Source organism: Pelagibacterium mangrovi, from assembly GCF_036662815.1.
Classification (GTDB): Bacteria; Pseudomonadota; Alphaproteobacteria; order Rhizobiales; family Devosiaceae; genus Pelagibacterium; species Pelagibacterium mangrovi.
Genome location: NZ_JBAFXA010000009.1, coordinates 88,335 through 104,009 on the forward strand (window position 1 = coordinate 88,335; position 15,675 = coordinate 104,009).

Consider the following 15,675-nt stretch of genomic DNA (forward strand, 5'->3'; position numbering starts at 1 on the left):
TATTTCCGGGTGGAGAAGACGGTGCCGTTATTTTCTGGTCGAGGTTCTGGGTATGGGAGCGGGTGGATTGGTGTTGTTTGAGTGAACGATGCGTCGGTTTTAGGCTGATTTCTCGATCGGGGAAATTGCGGCAATGTCCGGGCATCACAACCCAACACCGGATACATCACCATGACTTCGTTTCAGACTTATCTTCCGACTGCCGGGCGCATTCTGCTGGCGTTGATCTTCATCATTGCGGGCTTCCAGAAGATCCCGGCGATCGAGTTCAATGTCGGCTATATGGAAATGTTCGGCGTGCCCGGCATCCTGATCTGGCCGGCCATTGTCCTTGAAATCGTCGGCGGCCTGATGCTGGTCATCGGCTTCAAGGCGCGCCGGGCGGCGGCTGCACTGGGCGCCTTTACGCTGCTTTCGGGCTTCATCTTCCACTTCAACCCGGCCGATGCCATGGAAATGACCTCGTTCCTCAAGAACATCGCCATAACCGGCGGCATGCTCTATGTCATCGCCTATGGTGCGGGCGCGCTGTCGGTGGATGAGCGCAAGGCATAAGGACTGCGCTTCCGATGCAATTTGAAGGGGCCGCGTGAGCGGCCCTTTTTCATGGGCGGAAGCTGGAGGCGCCGAGGGTGGCGAGGAGCTTGTCCAGGGTGGCTATCTTGCCCTCGTGCCAATCGGCGTTGCGGGCGACGACCAGCAGGGACTCGCTTTTGAGCATCACCCCATCCTCAAGGACGCGCAGGCCGTTGGCCTTGAGCGTGGAGCCCGTGGTGGTGATATCGACGATCAGGTCCGCAGCGCCCGAGGCCGGGGCGGCTTCGGTGGCGCCAAGGCTTTCGACGATCCGGTATTCGGCGATGCCGTGGCGGGCGAAGTGGCGGCGGGTGAGATTGACGAATTTGGTCGCCACCTTGAGCCAGCGGCCATGGCGGGCGCGGAAATCGGCGGCGACGTCGGACAGATCGGCCATCGCCGTCACATCGATCCAGCTATCGGGGACCGCAACCACCGCATCGGCGCGGCCGAAGCCCAGGCGCTTGGCGATTTCGACCTGCTGGGGGCCGGTTTCCGCCGATTCGTGGATCAAATCCTCACCGGTGATGCCAATATCGATGGTGCCCCGGATCAGCTCGCGGGCGATCTCGGAGGCCGAGAGGAACCGCACGACGACATCGGGCATGGCGGCCATTTCACCAAGATAGGAGCGCGCGCCGCCGGGGCGCTCGATGGGCAGGCCCGCGTTTTCGAATACGGCGATGGCTTGCTCCTGAATGCGGCCCTTGGAAGGGAGCGCGAGCATGATGGTGCTGCTCATACCTGCACCTCAGCTTCCAAACGATCCACCCATACCGCGCAACCGACGGCGGGGATATCTTCAGGCGCGCCGAGGCGGCGCAGCAGGCGGTCGTATTGCCCGCCGGAAATGAGCACCAGCCCCCCTGCCCCGGTCACTTCGAAGGTGATGCCGGTGTAGTAATCGAGGCGCGGGGAAAAGCCAGCGTCGAACAGCACCGTGCCGCCGAGACCGTCATGCAATTGGGCCACCCGGCGGCGGGCGGTGGAAAGGGCCACCGAAAGGTCGATGCCGGTGGCGAGGCCAAGGCTGCCGATGGCGGCGAGGGCTTTTTCGGCGGGGCCGGAAATGGCGAGATAGTTGCGCAACAAATCGATGGCCGGGCCGGGAACATGGGCGGCTTCGAGGGCCTGCTTTTCGAGGTAGCGCTCGGCGATTTCCTCTGGGCTGCGGCTTTCGGTGAGGCTGAGGCCGTTGGTGAGCATCAGCTCGCGCACCCAATCGGCGATGTCGCCGGTGGGAAGGCCTGCCGGGCCGGCGGCGGGGGGCTTGGGGTCGGCGAGGCGATCGAGGAGATGGGCCATGGCCTCGGGGTGGCCGTAGCGGGCGCGGATGCGCGGGCGCCAGACATCGGGCATGTCGCAGGCGTTAAGGATTGTTTCGAACAGGTCGATATCGCCCATGCGGATGGTTGGGGCGGCGACGCCATAGATATCGATGACGGCGCGGGCGAAGGCGATGACGCGGGTGAGCGCCGCATCGGCATCGGGGAGCGCCAGGAGCTCGATGCCGCCCTGATCGAATTCGGCGGGGCCATCGGCGCGCTGGCGGAAGATGGGGCCGAGATAGCCATAGGCGGCGGGGGTGGCCGCGCCGGTGGCGATATGCTCGATGGCGATGGGCAGGGTGAAATCGGGGCGCAGGCAGAATTCCGAGCCGTCGGGGGCCTGGGTGAGGATCATGCGCGCGCCGAGCTCCTCGCCGGCGAGGTCGAAATAGGCGGCGGGGGGAATGAGGATCGGTGGGGCCGCGAGGGTGATGCCGGGGGTGGAGACGAGGGCGTGGAGGGCGGAGCGGCGGGTGGTGGAGGTCATGGGCGGGCTCCGGTAACAAGCTCGCGTCGGCTCTGGCGATTGGGGCAAAGGCTGCCCCCCCTCATCCGACCGCTTCGCGGCCACCTTCTCTCACCAGGGGAGAAGGGGTTCAGGACATAATCTACCACGGAATGCTTTGCAGGCGCTGGGCACCCCTCATCCGTCTCGCCCTGCGGGCGATCCACCTTCTCCCTCAAGGGGAGAAGGGTAGCCAGGGGGAACGTTTCGGCTGGAGCCCTAAGGCTGCAAAGAGAGCCCCCCTCGCCCCGCTGGGGAGAGGGGATGGGGGTGAGGGGCCGGCCAAGGGAACCGGGGGGGGCGAGCATCACCCGTTTGCCTTTATCCAGGCCGCGACGGCGGGGATTTGTTTGACGAAATCGACCATTTGCGCGCGGGGGACCGAATATTGGCCGGGGCGTTCGGTTTTCCAGGCGGCGTTGTCGGTGATGGACGCGGCGGCTTCGGCGCCCTCGGCCAAATCCTTGATCTGGACGACGCCCTGTTCGCGTTCGTCGGAGCCCTGGATGATCACCGCCGGGGCGTTGCGCTTGTCGGCGTATTTCATCTGCTTGCCCATGTTCTTGGAGGCACCCAGGAACAGTTCGGCGCGGATGCCGGCGGTGCGCAGATCGGCGACCATTTTCTGGTAGTCGGCGATCCGGTCCTTTTCCATGACGGTGACGACGACCGGGCCGGTGGTCGGGGCGCTGGAGAGATTGCCGGTGAGGCGCAGGGCGGAGGCGAGGCGGGAGACGCCGATGGAAAAGCCGGTGGCCGGGGTTTCCTCGTTGCGGAAGCGGGAGACGAGGCCGTCATAGCGGCCACCGCCGCCGACCGAGCCGAACACCACGTCCTGGCCCTTTTCGTTCTGGACCTTGAAGGTCAGTTCGATTTCGAAAACCGGGCCGGTGTAATATTCGAGGCCGCGGACAACGGAGGGGTCGATCTTGATGCGGTCGGGGTCGTAACCGGCGGAGGTGAAGAGAGCCTGCATCTCCCGAAGTTCCTCAACACCATCGGCAAACGTCTTCGTCAATTTATATGCCGACAGTTCCGGGACAGAGAAATACGCATCTTCGTAACCTGCTATGTCCTCTGGAGCAGCGAGGTCGAAAAGTTGTTCGGCATTTTCAATGCTCACTGCCTTTATAATCGCAGTGCATTGTTGTTCGTCGAGCCTGGCGCCTTCGGTGAAATCGCCGCTCTCGTCCTTGCGGCCTTCGCCGAGGAGCAGGCGGACGCCTTCGGGGCCGAATTTGTCGAGCTTGTCGATGGCGCGCAGGACGGAGAGCTTCTGGACTTCATCGACCACGCCGATGGATTGGAGCACGCCGTCGAGGACCTTGCGGTTGTTGACGCGGACGACGTATTTGCCCTGCAAACCCAGCGCGTCCATGGTGTCGGCCATCATCATGCAGATTTCGGCGTCGGCTTCGGGGCCGGCTGCGCCGACGGTGTCGGCGTCGAATTGCATGAACTGACGGAAGCGGCCGGGGCCGGGCTTTTCGTTGCGGAACACCCAACCCTGACGGTAGGACCTGAACGGTTTCGGCAGGTCCTGATAGTTCTGGGCGAAATAGCGGGCGAGCGGGGCAGTCAGATCGTAGCGCAGGCTCATCCATTGCTCGTCATCGTCCTGCACCGAAAAGACGCCGGCGTTGGGGCGGTCGGTGTCGGGGAGGAATTTGCCCAGCGTTTCGGTGTATTCGAGGAACGGGGTCTGGAGGGGATCGAAGCCATAGCGCTGGTACACATGCCGGATCTTGCCCACCATCTCTTCGATAGCGGCCAGATCGGCCGGTTCGGAATCGACGAAACCGCGCGGCAGGCGCGGTTCGATGAGCGCAGTGTTCTTGGCCATTATGGTGGTCCCCAGCCCCGAAATTTCGGGCTTTTTGAAATACGCGCCGTTCCTAACCGATATGAGAATTCGAGACAAGGCGAGCCGGCGGTGTTGCCGATGGGCCACAGGGGGATGCGATCTGCGACATCGCGCCACATCAGGGGTTGGCGATCACGGATTCGTGAGTTATGAGATCGTCACCTTCAACCGGCGCCTGCAACGGGCGCGTCAGCCTTCGGGAGACGTCATATGACAGCATTTGCTTACGTCCTCACCCGTGGAGTTGAAGGTCGCGGCTGGGTAATGACCTACCGCCTCAACTGCAAAGGCATTGTCGGCTTCAAAGCCTGACATTGAAATTGCGGTAGCCGGGCCGGCCATCTCGTCCCGGCCTTCTTAAGACCTCCTCAAAACCAGCAGTCCCGACGCCGGCACATCTCGCGTCCGCCGTTCGGATTCCAACCAAACTCAATCTCTGGCCGCGTTTGCGGGACGGATGACCCGACCCTTTTCGCGACCGCAACAATGGAGCCAGCGCGCCTTGTGGCGCCTGGATGACAGACGATGTCGCATATCCAAATTTCGACTGAACAAGCGATCCTGCGGGTTTCCGTGGACACTCTGATCGCCGAGCATGGCAAGTGGCGCGTGGTGGTTGCGGCCATCAAGGCGATGGTTCGCGGCAAGCGGAGAGTGCAAACGATCCGCCCGTTAGACCTGCCCCCGTCGCTGCGCCGCGATATCGGATTGCCCACAGTGGCGGACCCGCCAAGCCTGCCGACGGTGATGATGGTGTACATGAGGCCGTAGGCCGTTGCGCCCTTCCCTTTTGGGGAGGGCGTTTTTGTTGGCGGGCTGTTTCCGGCTCGGCAGCCCCTCACCCCGGCCCTCTCTACTGAGGGGAGAGGGGGAAGGGAGCGTGGTCGGTTAAGGGCGCACGAAAACGGCGCGCTGGGCCTGGATGGGTTCGCGGCAGTGGCAGCCGTCCATGTGGTCGTTGACCATGCCCATGGCCTGCATGAAGGCATAGCAGGTGGTGGGGCCGACGAAGGAAAAGCCGCGTTTCTTGAGGTCCTTGGAGAGCCGGATCGAGGCGGGCGATGTGGCGATGGCGCGCAACGTATCCCATGAAAAATCGGCGGGGCGCTCGTCGGGCTGGGGCTCGAAACGCCAGAAATAGGTGGCGAGGGAACCGAACTCGACGCGCAAGGCCTGGGCGTGGCGGGCGTTGTTGATGGTCGAGACGATCTTGCCGCGATGGCGCACGATGCCGGCATCGGCCAGGAGCCGGTCGATATCGGGCTCGCCGAAGGCAGCCACCTTATCGATATCGAAACCGGCGAAGGCGGCACGGAAGTTTTCGCGTTTGCGCAGGATGGTGAGCCAGGAGAGGCCCGACTGGAAACCCTCGAGGCAGAGCTTTTCGAAAAGGCGCGTGTCGCTGGTGACGGGGAAGCCCCATTCGGTATCGTGATAGCGCTGGTAGAGCGGGTCACTGCCCGGCCAAGGGCAACGGATGGGTTCGGCTTGGGTCATGGAATCGGCTTTTCGAAGAACTGGGTAACCATAGCGGTCGGGCAAGTTTTAACCATCCCATTTGACGCAATCTTTGCGGCTGGGGGTCAAGAATATCGCTCCAATCTATCGATGAGAGGCGTCGATGATCCGCATAGTCTTGAGTTTTCTGGCCGTTTTCGTGCTGGCCGTTCCGGCACACGCGCAATCGGGCTATCGCGGTTATCTCGACGCCATGTTCGGGCCGCCGCCGGGCATGGTGCTGACCCCCGATACGCCCGAGCACATGCTGGAATATCAGACCGACTATGTGAGCCATCCGGGCTTTTTGCGGCAGGTGGTGGATTATCGCACCAGTGAGGGGGCCGGCACTATCGTTATCGATACGCGGCAGCACTTTTTGTTTCTGGTGCTGCCGGACGGCAAGGCGATGCGCTATGGAATCGGGGTGGCGCGGACCGGTTTCGAATGGAGCGGCACGCATCGGGTGACGCGCAAGGCCGAATGGCCGAGCTGGACGCCGCCCGCCGAAATGCATGCGCGCCAGCCCGGACTGCCCCGGTTCATGGAGGGCGGACCGAACAACCCGATGGGCGCGCGGGCGCTCTATCTGGGCTCGACGCTTTACCGCATTCACGGGACCAACGAGTCCTGGACCATCGGGCGATCGGTCTCTTCGGGGTGCATCAGGATGACCAATCAGGACGTGATCGATCTCTACGAGCGGGTGCCGGTGGGGGCCAAGGTTATCGTGGTTTAGGTGGATACACTTCAGAAGAGCAAAAATTCGTCAAGGCATTGACGCGATCGTCAGCTATCGCGCAGGGAGGCGCGCTCCCTTTTAGCTGACGAGACTTTTTATTCATGACCCAGACGGACTCCAAAGTCAGCGACCGCTTTCCCCTGCGGCCGATTCCCATCGGCATTGGGTTGGTCGTTTTTATTGGCCTGCTGATCCTGCCGGCCCCCGAAGGCCTTTCGATCGAAGGATGGCGGGTGGTGGCCATCGCCGCCCTGATGATCATCTGGTGGATCACCGAGGCGATACCCATTCCCGCCACGGCGCTGATTCCCGTTGCGGCCATGCCCATTCTGGGCGCCACATCGCAAGGGGCCGCCACGGCGCCCTATGGCGACCCGATCATTTTCCTGTTCATGGGCGGTTTTCTGCTGGCGCTTGCCATGGAACGCTCGGGCCTGCACCGGCGCGTTGCGCTCAACATCGTGCTGCGCACCGGATCGGGGCAGCGCCAGATCGTTGGCGGGTTCATGATCGCCACTGCGTTCTGTTCGATGTGGGTTTCCAACACCGCCACGGCGGTGATGATGCTGCCGGTGGCGCTTTCGGTTGCCGAGCTGATCAAGGAGCGCGGCGGATCGTCCAAATTCCCGCTCGCCCTGATGCTTTCGATTGCCTATGCGGCCTCGATCGGTGGCGTTGCCACGCTGATCGGCACGCCGCCCAATGCGCTGCTGGCCGGCGCGCTCAACCAGAGCTATGGCTACGATCTGGGATTTGCGCAGTGGATGATCGTCGGCGTGCCGGTGGCCGTCGTGATGCTGATCGGCACCTGGCTGGTGCTGACCCGATTCTCGATCCGCCTCGATAAGGGAAAGCTGGAGGGCGCTGAGGAGCTGTTCCGCGCCCAGCTTGCCGAAATCGGGCCGTGGACCCAGGCTGAAATCCGGGTCGGAATCGTGTTCGTGCTCACCGCGCTGGCGTGGATGTTCCGCACGGTGCTGGACGACTTTGTTCCCGGGCTGACCGATACGTCGATCGCTCTGATGGCCGGGCTGGTGCTGTTCGTTGCCCCTTCGGGCGACCGGCGGGGCGGTGCATTGCTCGAATGGCACGATGCGCGCAAGCTGCCCTGGGACGTGCTGATCCTGTTTGGCGGCGGCTTGAGCCTTGCCGCCGCGGTGACCGCAACGGGCCTGGATGTTTGGATCGGCGATATGCTCGGGTCCTCCGTCAGCGCACTGCCGCTGATCGCGGTGGTGGTCGTCGTGGCGCTGGTGATTCTGGCGCTGACCGAATTCACCTCCAACACGGCGACGGCCGCGGCCTTTATCCCGCTGCTGGCCGCGCTGGCGGTGAGCCTGGGCGAGAACCCGCTGCTGCTGACCGTGCCGGCCGCGCTGGCCTCGTCGATGGCGTTCATGCTGCCGGTGGCCACCCCGCCCAATGCGCTGGTTTTCGCATCGGGCCATGTGACCATTCCGCAGATGGCGCGGCAGGGCCTGTGGCTCAACATCCTGTCATTGGTGGCGATCAGCACGCTGGCCTATGGCCTGATGATCGCCCTGATGGGCGTCACGCCCGGCGAATTGCCGGACTGGGCGAGCCAGGCACGCTAAACCCCACGAAATTGGTCCGGCGACATGCGTCGCCGGGCCAGAGCCATCATTGCATCGTTCCGGGGTCAGTTGTTTCGCCCCGGTTTAACGGTCAAGCCGAATGGGGGATTTCGAAACCCAGATCGGCATAGTCCTTGAGCTTGTTCCGAATGGTCCGAACCGAAATCCCCAGGATATCGGCGGCGTGGGTGCGGTTGCCATGGGTCTGCCGCAGTGTTGCGAGAATCAAATCCCGTTCCACCTCGGAGACCGGCAGGCCCACAAGAGCCTCGGCCAGTTCGGCGTTTGGAGCAAAGTCGTACACAGCACGTCCTTTCTGAGCCCCCAAACCCTACTCACACTCACGAATAGTTTACCGATAGGGTTAACAAAGCCTTAATGGGGCGAAGACGGGCGCGCCAATGGGCCATAGGCCGTTTATCGCCCGGTAGGGCGATGGGGGCATATTGGGGAAAGGGAGGTGGTACCGTCGCCCCGGATCGAACGGGGGACCTCTAGATCCACAATCTAGCGCTCTAACCAACTGAGCTACGACGGCATGGGTGCTGGGGGTTCAAGGACGCTTGTGGCAGCGTCGCCCCGAAACGCGGCGGACCATAGGTCGAGATGAAAGCAAAGACAAGTGCGGTTTATCGATGGGGAAATGTTTTTTGCGGGGCCCCGTCTTAACCATTCGGCGGCTTTGACGGCGCAAGGCGTGGACCGGGCCGAGGAGTCCCTATATTTAAGGTTTCGTCAACCATTGGGCGGCCGGCGCCCAGGTTGAACCAGACGGACAGGACATGACGCTCGACTGGACCAGTGCAGAACAAGCTCAGACCGTAGCGCGGCTCGAAGACGATTCGCGGCCCGCATGGTTGTGGCCCGCCGATGGGCCCGAACCGGTCTGGACCAACCGGGCCGCGGGACTGTTCGGCGCGAAGATCAAGCATGGGGAGATAAGGCCGGCTGCGCCCGCCGTTCCCGTCAAGGGCCAGATTTCGCGGATATTGCGGCTGGGGCTGATCGGGCAACCGACGCTGTCGCGGATGCATTTTCTGGCTGGCCACAAGCCGATTTCGGCGACCTGCCGCTGCACGCCGATGCGGCTGGCCGATGAAAAGCTGTATCTGCTGGTGGTGGGGGTGGACCCGATCGCCGACGATATTTTCAAGCCCGCGCCTGAGCCGGTAGCAGAGGCCGTGGAGGCTTTGGAAGAGGCTCCGAAGCGCGAGGGGCTGGCGGCGCTTGTCGACAAGCTCGCCGAGCACGAGCATCTGTTCGATCCGCTCGATGCCGGGGACGACGAGCCCCTGCCCTCGCCCGTGCCGGCGCGCGATTTCGCCTCGATCGCCTATGACGAAGAAGTCGAGGCGGGCAATGGCAAGGGACAGTCCGACTGGGGGAATGACGATCCCGTCGCGCAGGAAGAGGCCGCCTTTGCCGCCGATGGCAATGACGAGCAAGCGCCCCGGCGAGTGGGCCTGTGGCAGGTGAGCGGGCGCGGGCTGACGGTTGCACAGGCCGAATATGAGGAGCCAGCTTCCGAAGCGGAGACGAGCGGGGAGATCGAGGGCGATCCCGCCCCCGTCGACCGGGCGACGCGCTATAATTTCGAGGAGCTTTCGCGCATTCTCACCGACCGGGTGGGGCGCGAGGAGACCGAGCCTACCCCCCTGCCCCAGCGGGCAAAAGGTCCGGGCGGGGCGCTGGTGCCGCTTTCGGAAGAAGCGCTGGTGCTCAACCGGTTGCCGATCGGTATATTGATCTTCCGCGACCAGGACATTTTGTTCGCCAACCGGGCGCTTGTCGATCTGACAGGGTATGAGAACGCGACGACGCTGCGCGGGCTTGGGCTGTCGGCGATTTTTCCCACTATCGATTCGGGTGAGCCGGCAGGACCGGTGAGCCATCTGCTGCGCCAGGACGGGGCGAAGGTGGCGGTTAATGCGCGGCTCAATGCCGTGACATGGCAGGGGCGACCGGGCTTCATGCTTTCGGCGCGGGCGAGCGAGATCGAGCCGTTGCGCGAGGCCGAGGTAAGCCAGTTCGCCCAGCTTTGGTCCAAGGTGGCCGGTTTCGATTTCGTCACCGCCGACCGGGCGGGAATCTTGACCTCGTTTGCGGCGGGCGCGCCGGACCGGACCAGTGTGGCCGAAGGGGCGCCGCTGGGCGTGCTGGTGGCGCAGGCCGAACAATCGGCGCTGCGCAATTTCCTGGCCCTGCCGGCGCGCTATGCCGGCGGCGTGCGGCCGGCCATCGCGCTCAAGGGCACGCGGACTGGGCAGACGCTGACGCTGTTTGCCGAAGGGCGCGCGGGGATCGTTTCGGGCTATTTCGGGCTGTTGAGCGCCGGGGGCGTTCAGGCGGCAGCCGTGCCCGGCAAGGGCGCGTTGCCGGCGGCCGCGCTGGGGCGGATCACGCGCGGGCTGCGGCGGCCTCTCAATACCATCGCCGGGTTTTCCGAGTTGATCGCTTCGGAGGCTTTTGGGCCGTTGGCCAATCCGCGCTACCTCGAATATGCGCGCGATATCCGCTCGGCGAGTGGGGAAATCGGCGATCTGGCCGACGAGCTGGACGATTATGTGCGGCTTGCGGAAGGCGAAATGGCGGTTTCGCCCGCCGATGTGGATATCGGGACGCTTCTGGCCGAGTGCCTGGTGCGCGTGCGCGGGCAGGCGAGCAAGGAGCGCGTGCTGTTGCGCAGCGCGATCAGCGAGCGGCTGCCGATGGCGCGGGTGGATGCGGCGACGCTGAAACAGGCCGTGCTCAATATGCTGGCGAGCGCGATCAGCGAAGCGGGCGAAGGCAGCCGGGTGGTGTTGTCGGGGCAGGCCGAGGAGGATGGGTCGGTTTCGATCCATGTGCGCGATGCCGCCAAGGCGCCGGGGGCGTTGGCCGAGCGGTTCGTGGTGTTCCGCGATGGGGTGGCGGCGGATGGATCGCAGCGCAAGCCGAGCCAATCGAGCATTGGGCTGACGCTGACGCGATCGCTGGTGGCGGTCAATGCGTGCTCGCTGAGCCTTTATCCGGTGAGCGAGAGCGGGACGTTGATGACGTTGACGATTCCGGCGAGTTTGGTGGTGCGTTAAATTCAGGCACGGGTGATTGTTGAAGTTCGGCGCACCCCTCATCCGCCCCGGCTTCGCCGGCCCGCCATTCGAGCCCCCGCCTTCGCGGGGGCAGGCGCCGCTCTCATGGCAGGCGAGAAGGGAAGCGTGGGGCGGACTACGGGGGAAACATCAGCGTTGCATCGGCCCCCTTCTCCCCTGGCAAAAAGAATTCAGACCTCGGGCGTGGCGGGGGCTTTGTGGGCGGTGGGGGTTTTTGGTTTGGCGGGTGTGACGGGTTCGGCGGCTGGGGTGGTGAGGGGGGCGCCGGATTGGTCGAAGAGGTGGAAAAGGTTTTCCTTGGGGCGGAAGGAGACGGTGTCGCCCGAACGGTAGGGGGTCTTGCCGTCCTGGCGGATGATCACCGGTTCTTCCTCGCCGATATCGACGTAGATGTAGCTGTCGGACCCCAAATCTTCGGAATAGATCACCTTGCCCGTCCAGTCGCCGCCGCCGTTGGGGACGATTTCCATGTGCTCGGGGCGGACGCCGACGGTGGTGGCCTTGTAGATGTCGGCGTATTTGCCGTGGAGGAAATTCATCTTGGGGCTGCCGATGAAGCCGGCGACGAACAGCGATTGGGGGTGGTCGTAAAGCTCCATGGGCGTGCCGACCTGCATGACCTTGCCGTCTTTCAATACCACGATGCGGTCGGCCAGCGTCATGGCTTCGACCTGGTCGTGGGTGACATAGACCATGGTGGTGTCGGGGAGCGATTCCTTGAGCTTGGCGATTTCCATGCGGGTGGCGACGCGCAGGGCGGCGTCGAGGTTGGACAGCGGCTCGTCGAACAGGAACACCTGGGGGTTGCGCACGATGGCGCGCCCAATGGCGACGCGCTGGCGCTGCCCGCCCGAGAGCGCCTTGGGAAGGCGGTCGAGGTAGGGGCGGAGCTGGAGCATGTCGGCGGCGGCTTCGACCTTCTGGCGGACCTCATCCTTGGGGGTGCGGGTGAGCTTTAAGGAATAGGCCATGTTGTCGAAGACGGTCATATGCGGGTAGAGCGCATAGGACTGAAACACCATGGCGATGCCGCGCTTGGACGGCGCCACGTCGTTGACGACGCGGCCGCCGATTTCGAGCTGGCCCGACGTGATGGTTTCGAGACCCGAGATGGTGCGCAACAGGGTGGACTTGCCGCAGCCCGAGGGGCCGACGAAGACAATGAATTCGCCCGACTTGATGTCGAGATTGATGTCTTTCAACACCTCGACATGGCCGTAACGCTTGTAGAGATTTGAAATCTTCAAGTCGGACATCGTCCCCTCCCCTTCGTTTTGCTTTAGTTTATGCGTCCAATATAGGCCCCGAACGGGCTGAAACTCAACCGATTGCCGACGAGCTGCGCATCGGCACCGGGGGCGCCGGCGTCGGTGGGCGCGAGGCCGGCAGGCAGGTCGTAATCGACCGGCTCGGCGGACATGTTAAAGACGCAGAACAGGGTTTGCCCATCCAGCGAACGGGTGAAGGCCAGTACGCCCTCGGGCGTGCCTTCGACCACTTCGAGATCGCCCTTGATCAGTTCGGGGTGATCCTTCCGGAACCGCAGGACGGACCGGTAGAAGGAGAGCGTGGAATTGGCGACGTTGTCCTGCTGGTCGACGGCGTAGGGCAGATGCTGGGCGGGTACGGGCAGCCAGGTACGATCGGCGGCGGAAAAGCCGCCATTGCGCACATGGGCGTGCCAGACCATCGGCGTGCGGCAGCCGTCGCGACCCTTGAATTCGGGCCAGAATTCGATGCCGTAGGGATCGACGAGATCGTCATAGGCGATTTCGGCCTCGCCCAGACCCAGTTCCTCGCCCTGATAGATGCAGACCGAGCCGCGCATTGTCAAAAGCAGGAGGGCGGCCTGATTGGTGAGGCGCCCTTCATGGCCGTGCGGGGACCAGCGCGAGACGTGGCGCACCACGTCATGATTGGAAAAGGCGAGGCAGATCCAGCCTTCGGGGGCCTTTTCGCGGGTGGCCTTGAGGGATTCGGCGAAGTGGCGGGCGGTGTATTCGCCGCCCAGGTAATCGAAGGTGTAGCACATGTGCAGCTTGTCATTGCCCGAGGTGTACTGGGCCATGACTTCGAGCTGGTGCTGGGCGTCGCCGATTTCCCCCACGGTCGTCGTGCCCGGATATTCATCGAGCAGCGCGCGCAGGCGCTTGAGGAACTCGATGTTTTCGGGCTGACTCTTGTCGTAGAGGTGTTCTTGCAGATTGTAGGGATTGACCGCCGGGGCGGTCGAGGCGCTGTAGTCCTCGGGGCGCACGGGCGGGTTGGAGTGAAGCGTCTGGGAGTGGAAGTAGAAGTTCACAGTATCGAGGCGGAAGCCATCGACGCCGCGCTCCAGCCAGTAGCGCATTTCGCCCAGAAGCGCCTCCTGCACCGCGGGGTTGTGGAAGTTCAGATCGGGCTGGGAGGTAAGGAAATTGTGCAGGTAATACTGCATGCGCCGCCCGTCCCAATGCCAGGCCGAGCCGCCGAAGATCGAGAGCCAGTTGTTGGGCGGGCTGCCATCGGGCTTGGGATCGGCCCAGACATACCAATCGGCCTTGTCATTGGTGCGCGACAGGCGGCTTTCGGCAAACCAGGGGTGACGGTCCGAGGAGTGGGAGATCACCTGATCGACGATGACCTTGAGGCCCAGCGCGTGGGCCTTTTCGACGAGGCGGTCGAAATCTTCCAGCGTACCGAAGGTTGGATCGATGTCGCGATAGTTGGAGACGTCGTAGCCGAAATCCTTCATGGGGGAGGTAAAGACCGGCGACAGCCAGATGGCATCGACGCCCAGATCGGCGACGTAATCGAGGCGCGAGGTGATGCCCACCAGATCGCCCACGCCATCATTGTTGTGATCCTGAAAGGAGCGCGGATAGATCTGGTAGATCACCGCGCCGCGCCACCAATCGCGGGCGGCGGGCGAAATGTCATCAGGATGGGCGTATTGCCTGGACTCGGGCGCAAAATAACTCATCGCCGAGCGAACTCCCCTAAGCGGCGAACGTCCGGATGTGACCGTGTGACGTTCGGTGATCAAGACCCTGGCGGAGCCCGGCCTCATTGGGCGGACCGTCTCCGGATTATGCCTTATGATTTGTTTCCAAAACGTTTTGGCGTGGAGTCTTTATGCCGGGCACCCGGCAGCCGTCAATCGGGACTTGCGCCGGGGCGCGCAATGTTGTGCATGAGGGAATGCCGATTGCGCCAAAACCATTATCAAGGCGATAGGGCAAGGGTTAGAGGAGCCCGAAAACCAGACGATGACCACCCCCACCGGCCGCTCGCGCAAGCGGGGCGGCACCCCCGGCAAGAACGTGACGATCAAGGATCTGGCGGCCGAACTCGAGGTTTCGATCACCACGATTTCGCGCGCGCTCAACGGCTATGCCGATGTGGGGGAAAAGACGCGCGAAAAGATCGTGGATGCGGCGCGGCGGCTCGGTTACACGCCCAACCGCAATGCCCAGCGGCTTGTGACGCAGCGGTCCCATTCAATCGCCTGGGTGCAATCGGACGACGACAACAAATTCGTCGATCCTCATTTCGTGGAAGTGATGGCGGGGGTGCTGCGCGAGGCGCGCATGGACCAATACGACATAGTCATGACCAGCGAGACGCCCGAGCGTCAGTTGGCGGCCTATGAGCGCTATGTGCGGGACGGAAGTGTTGACGGGTTCATCGTCGACCTGCCCCGGCCCAACGATCCGCGCATCAGCTTTCTGCTCGAGGCGGGCGTGCCGTTCGTCGTTCATGGGCGCGAGGAGCGCAGCGCGGACTATGGCTGGGTGGACGTCGACAATTACGGGAATTTCTACAATCTCACCAAGCTGATCGTGGCCAATGGGCACCAGCGGTTCGCCTTCATCAATGGCGACGAGCGGTTTCTCTATGCGACGACGCGGCGGCAGGCGGTCGAGGATGCGTTGAGGGATCTGGGATTGCCGCCGGAGACGGTGACCTATCTCGAAGGCACGCATCCGATGGTCGAGGCGGGGTTTCAGTTGACCGAACTGGCGCTGGCCGATGCTTCGATAACGGCGTTTCTCTATTCCTCGATCCTGATGGCGGCCGAGGGGGTGAGCGCGGTGACGCGGGCGGGGCGGACGCCGGGGCGCGACGTGATGATCGCCTCGATGAATGACGAGCTGCAATATCTCAACCTCGCGCCGATGGAGGGGCAGATCACCTATGTGCGGTCTTCCCTGCGGGCGGCGGGGCGGGCGCTGGTGGCGGAAGTGATCGGGCAGTGCGAGCGCAAGACGATGACGGGGACGTTGATTCCGTCGGTGTTCGATCTTGGGGATGGGGTGGATGGAGAGGTGATTGTGGGGACTGTGGAGGTGGTTTGAGGGGAGAATTCGGGCTTGGTCGCCCGGTGAAGCTCGGCGCACCCCTCATCCGACCTTTCGCTTTCGCGAAAGCCCACCTTCTCCCTCAAGGGGAGAAGGGTAGCTTGTGGCAGCTTTGCAGTAGAAACGCAGACGCTAC

12 protein-coding genes, 1 tRNA gene and 1 pseudogene are annotated in these 15,675 nt (G+C 63.4%); 6 read left to right on the plus strand and 8 right to left on the minus strand.

Annotated elements, in window-relative coordinates; all coding sequences use genetic code 11:
• Positions 1-171 precede the first annotated feature (171 nt).
• Positions 172-555, plus strand: a complete 384-nt coding sequence (locus V4T21_RS15955) for a DoxX family protein (RefSeq protein ID WP_332718661.1) — start codon at positions 172-174, stop codon at positions 553-555.
• Between the two features lie 49 nt (positions 556-604).
• Here V4T21_RS15955 and hisG read toward each other — a convergent pair whose 3' ends face one another.
• The 3 genes from hisG to hisS form a co-directional block, all read right to left on the minus strand.
• Positions 605-1,318: an ATP phosphoribosyltransferase gene (hisG, locus tag V4T21_RS15960; protein WP_332718663.1), complete on the minus strand. Its 714-nt coding sequence runs from the start codon at positions 1,316-1,318 to the stop codon at positions 605-607.
• On the minus strand, positions 1,315-2,391 hold the full coding sequence (locus V4T21_RS15965) for an ATP phosphoribosyltransferase regulatory subunit (RefSeq protein WP_332718665.1): 1,077 nt from the start codon (positions 2,389-2,391) through the stop codon (positions 1,315-1,317). Before V4T21_RS15965 ends, hisG begins: the two co-directional genes overlap by 4 nt.
• A gap of 325 nt (positions 2,392-2,716) precedes the next feature.
• On the minus strand, positions 2,717-4,252 hold the full coding sequence (gene hisS, locus V4T21_RS15970; RefSeq protein WP_332718667.1) for a histidine--tRNA ligase: 1,536 nt from the start codon (positions 4,250-4,252) through the stop codon (positions 2,717-2,719).
• 546 nt (positions 4,253-4,798) lie between these two features.
• Here hisS and V4T21_RS15975 point away from each other — a divergent pair.
• Positions 4,799-5,044, plus strand: coding sequence for a hypothetical protein (locus V4T21_RS15975; protein ID WP_332718669.1), 246 nt, complete (start codon positions 4,799-4,801; stop codon positions 5,042-5,044).
• A gap of 117 nt (positions 5,045-5,161) precedes the next feature.
• Here V4T21_RS15975 and V4T21_RS15980 read toward each other — a convergent pair whose 3' ends face one another.
• On the minus strand, positions 5,162-5,770 hold the full coding sequence (locus V4T21_RS15980) for a DNA-3-methyladenine glycosylase I (RefSeq protein ID WP_332718671.1): 609 nt from the start codon (positions 5,768-5,770) through the stop codon (positions 5,162-5,164).
• 124 nt (positions 5,771-5,894) lie between these two features.
• On the opposite strand from V4T21_RS15980, the gene V4T21_RS15985 reads away from it, so the two are divergent.
• Both V4T21_RS15985 and V4T21_RS15990 read left to right on the plus strand, forming a co-directional pair.
• Positions 5,895-6,509, plus strand: a complete 615-nt coding sequence (locus tag V4T21_RS15985) for a L,D-transpeptidase (protein ID WP_332718673.1) — start codon at positions 5,895-5,897, stop codon at positions 6,507-6,509.
• Positions 6,510-6,613: 104 nt separating this feature from the next.
• Entirely contained in the window at positions 6,614-8,107 is a 1,494-nt protein-coding gene (locus V4T21_RS15990) for an SLC13 family permease (RefSeq protein ID WP_332718675.1), read from the plus strand.
• 91 nt (positions 8,108-8,198) lie between these two features.
• Here V4T21_RS15990 and V4T21_RS15995 read toward each other — a convergent pair.
• Positions 8,199-8,387: pseudogene (locus V4T21_RS15995) on the minus strand (helix-turn-helix domain-containing protein); the annotation flags it as partial.
• 181 nt (positions 8,388-8,568) lie between these two features.
• A tRNA-His gene (locus tag V4T21_RS16000) sits at positions 8,569-8,645 on the minus strand.
• A gap of 244 nt (positions 8,646-8,889) precedes the next feature.
• Between V4T21_RS16000 and V4T21_RS16005 the strand changes: the two genes are divergently transcribed.
• A complete protein-coding gene (locus tag V4T21_RS16005) occupies positions 8,890-11,178 on the plus strand; it encodes a sensor histidine kinase (protein WP_332718677.1) in 2,289 nt (762 codons plus the stop codon).
• Between the two features lie 191 nt (positions 11,179-11,369).
• On the opposite strand, the gene V4T21_RS16010 is transcribed toward V4T21_RS16005, so the two are convergent.
• Together V4T21_RS16010 and bglA are read right to left on the minus strand one after the other, a co-directional pair.
• Positions 11,370-12,455, minus strand: coding sequence for an ABC transporter ATP-binding protein (locus V4T21_RS16010; protein ID WP_332718679.1), 1,086 nt, complete (start codon positions 12,453-12,455; stop codon positions 11,370-11,372).
• 23 nt (positions 12,456-12,478) lie between these two features.
• On the minus strand, positions 12,479-14,161 hold the full coding sequence (gene bglA / locus V4T21_RS16015; RefSeq protein ID WP_332718681.1) for a beta-galactosidase BglA: 1,683 nt from the start codon (positions 14,159-14,161) through the stop codon (positions 12,479-12,481).
• A 286-nt stretch (positions 14,162-14,447) separates the two neighbouring features.
• On the opposite strand from bglA, the gene V4T21_RS16020 reads away from it, so the two are divergent.
• Positions 14,448-15,536, plus strand: coding sequence for a LacI family DNA-binding transcriptional regulator (locus V4T21_RS16020; RefSeq protein ID WP_332718684.1), 1,089 nt, complete (start codon positions 14,448-14,450; stop codon positions 15,534-15,536).
• Positions 15,537-15,675 lie beyond the last annotated feature (139 nt).

Bases quoted from the DNA above. Each gene is read 5' to 3' on its own strand.
- V4T21_RS16010 (WP_332718679.1), bottom strand. From the start codon at position 12,455: ATGTCCGACTTGAAGATTTCAAATCTCTACAAGCGTTACGGCCATGTC.
- V4T21_RS15980 (WP_332718671.1), bottom strand. From the start codon at position 5,770: ATGACCCAAGCCGAACCCATCCGTTGCCCTTGGCCGGGCAGTGACCCG.
- hisG (WP_332718663.1), bottom strand. From the start codon at position 1,318: ATGAGCAGCACCATCATGCTCGCGCTCCCTTCCAAGGGCCGCATTCAG.
- V4T21_RS15985 (WP_332718673.1), top strand. From the start codon at position 5,895: ATGATCCGCATAGTCTTGAGTTTTCTGGCCGTTTTCGTGCTGGCCGTT.
- V4T21_RS15975 (WP_332718669.1), top strand. From the start codon at position 4,799: ATGTCGCATATCCAAATTTCGACTGAACAAGCGATCCTGCGGGTTTCC.
- bglA (WP_332718681.1), bottom strand. From the start codon at position 14,161: ATGAGTTATTTTGCGCCCGAGTCCAGGCAATACGCCCATCCTGATGAC.
- V4T21_RS15990 (WP_332718675.1), top strand. From the start codon at position 6,614: ATGACCCAGACGGACTCCAAAGTCAGCGACCGCTTTCCCCTGCGGCCG.
- V4T21_RS16005 (WP_332718677.1), top strand. From the start codon at position 8,890: ATGACGCTCGACTGGACCAGTGCAGAACAAGCTCAGACCGTAGCGCGG.
- V4T21_RS15965 (WP_332718665.1), bottom strand. From the start codon at position 2,391: ATGACCTCCACCACCCGCCGCTCCGCCCTCCACGCCCTCGTCTCCACC.
- V4T21_RS15955 (WP_332718661.1), top strand. From the start codon at position 172: ATGACTTCGTTTCAGACTTATCTTCCGACTGCCGGGCGCATTCTGCTG.
- V4T21_RS16020 (WP_332718684.1), top strand. From the start codon at position 14,448: ATGACCACCCCCACCGGCCGCTCGCGCAAGCGGGGCGGCACCCCCGGC.
- hisS (WP_332718667.1), bottom strand. From the start codon at position 4,252: ATGGCCAAGAACACTGCGCTCATCGAACCGCGCCTGCCGCGCGGTTTC.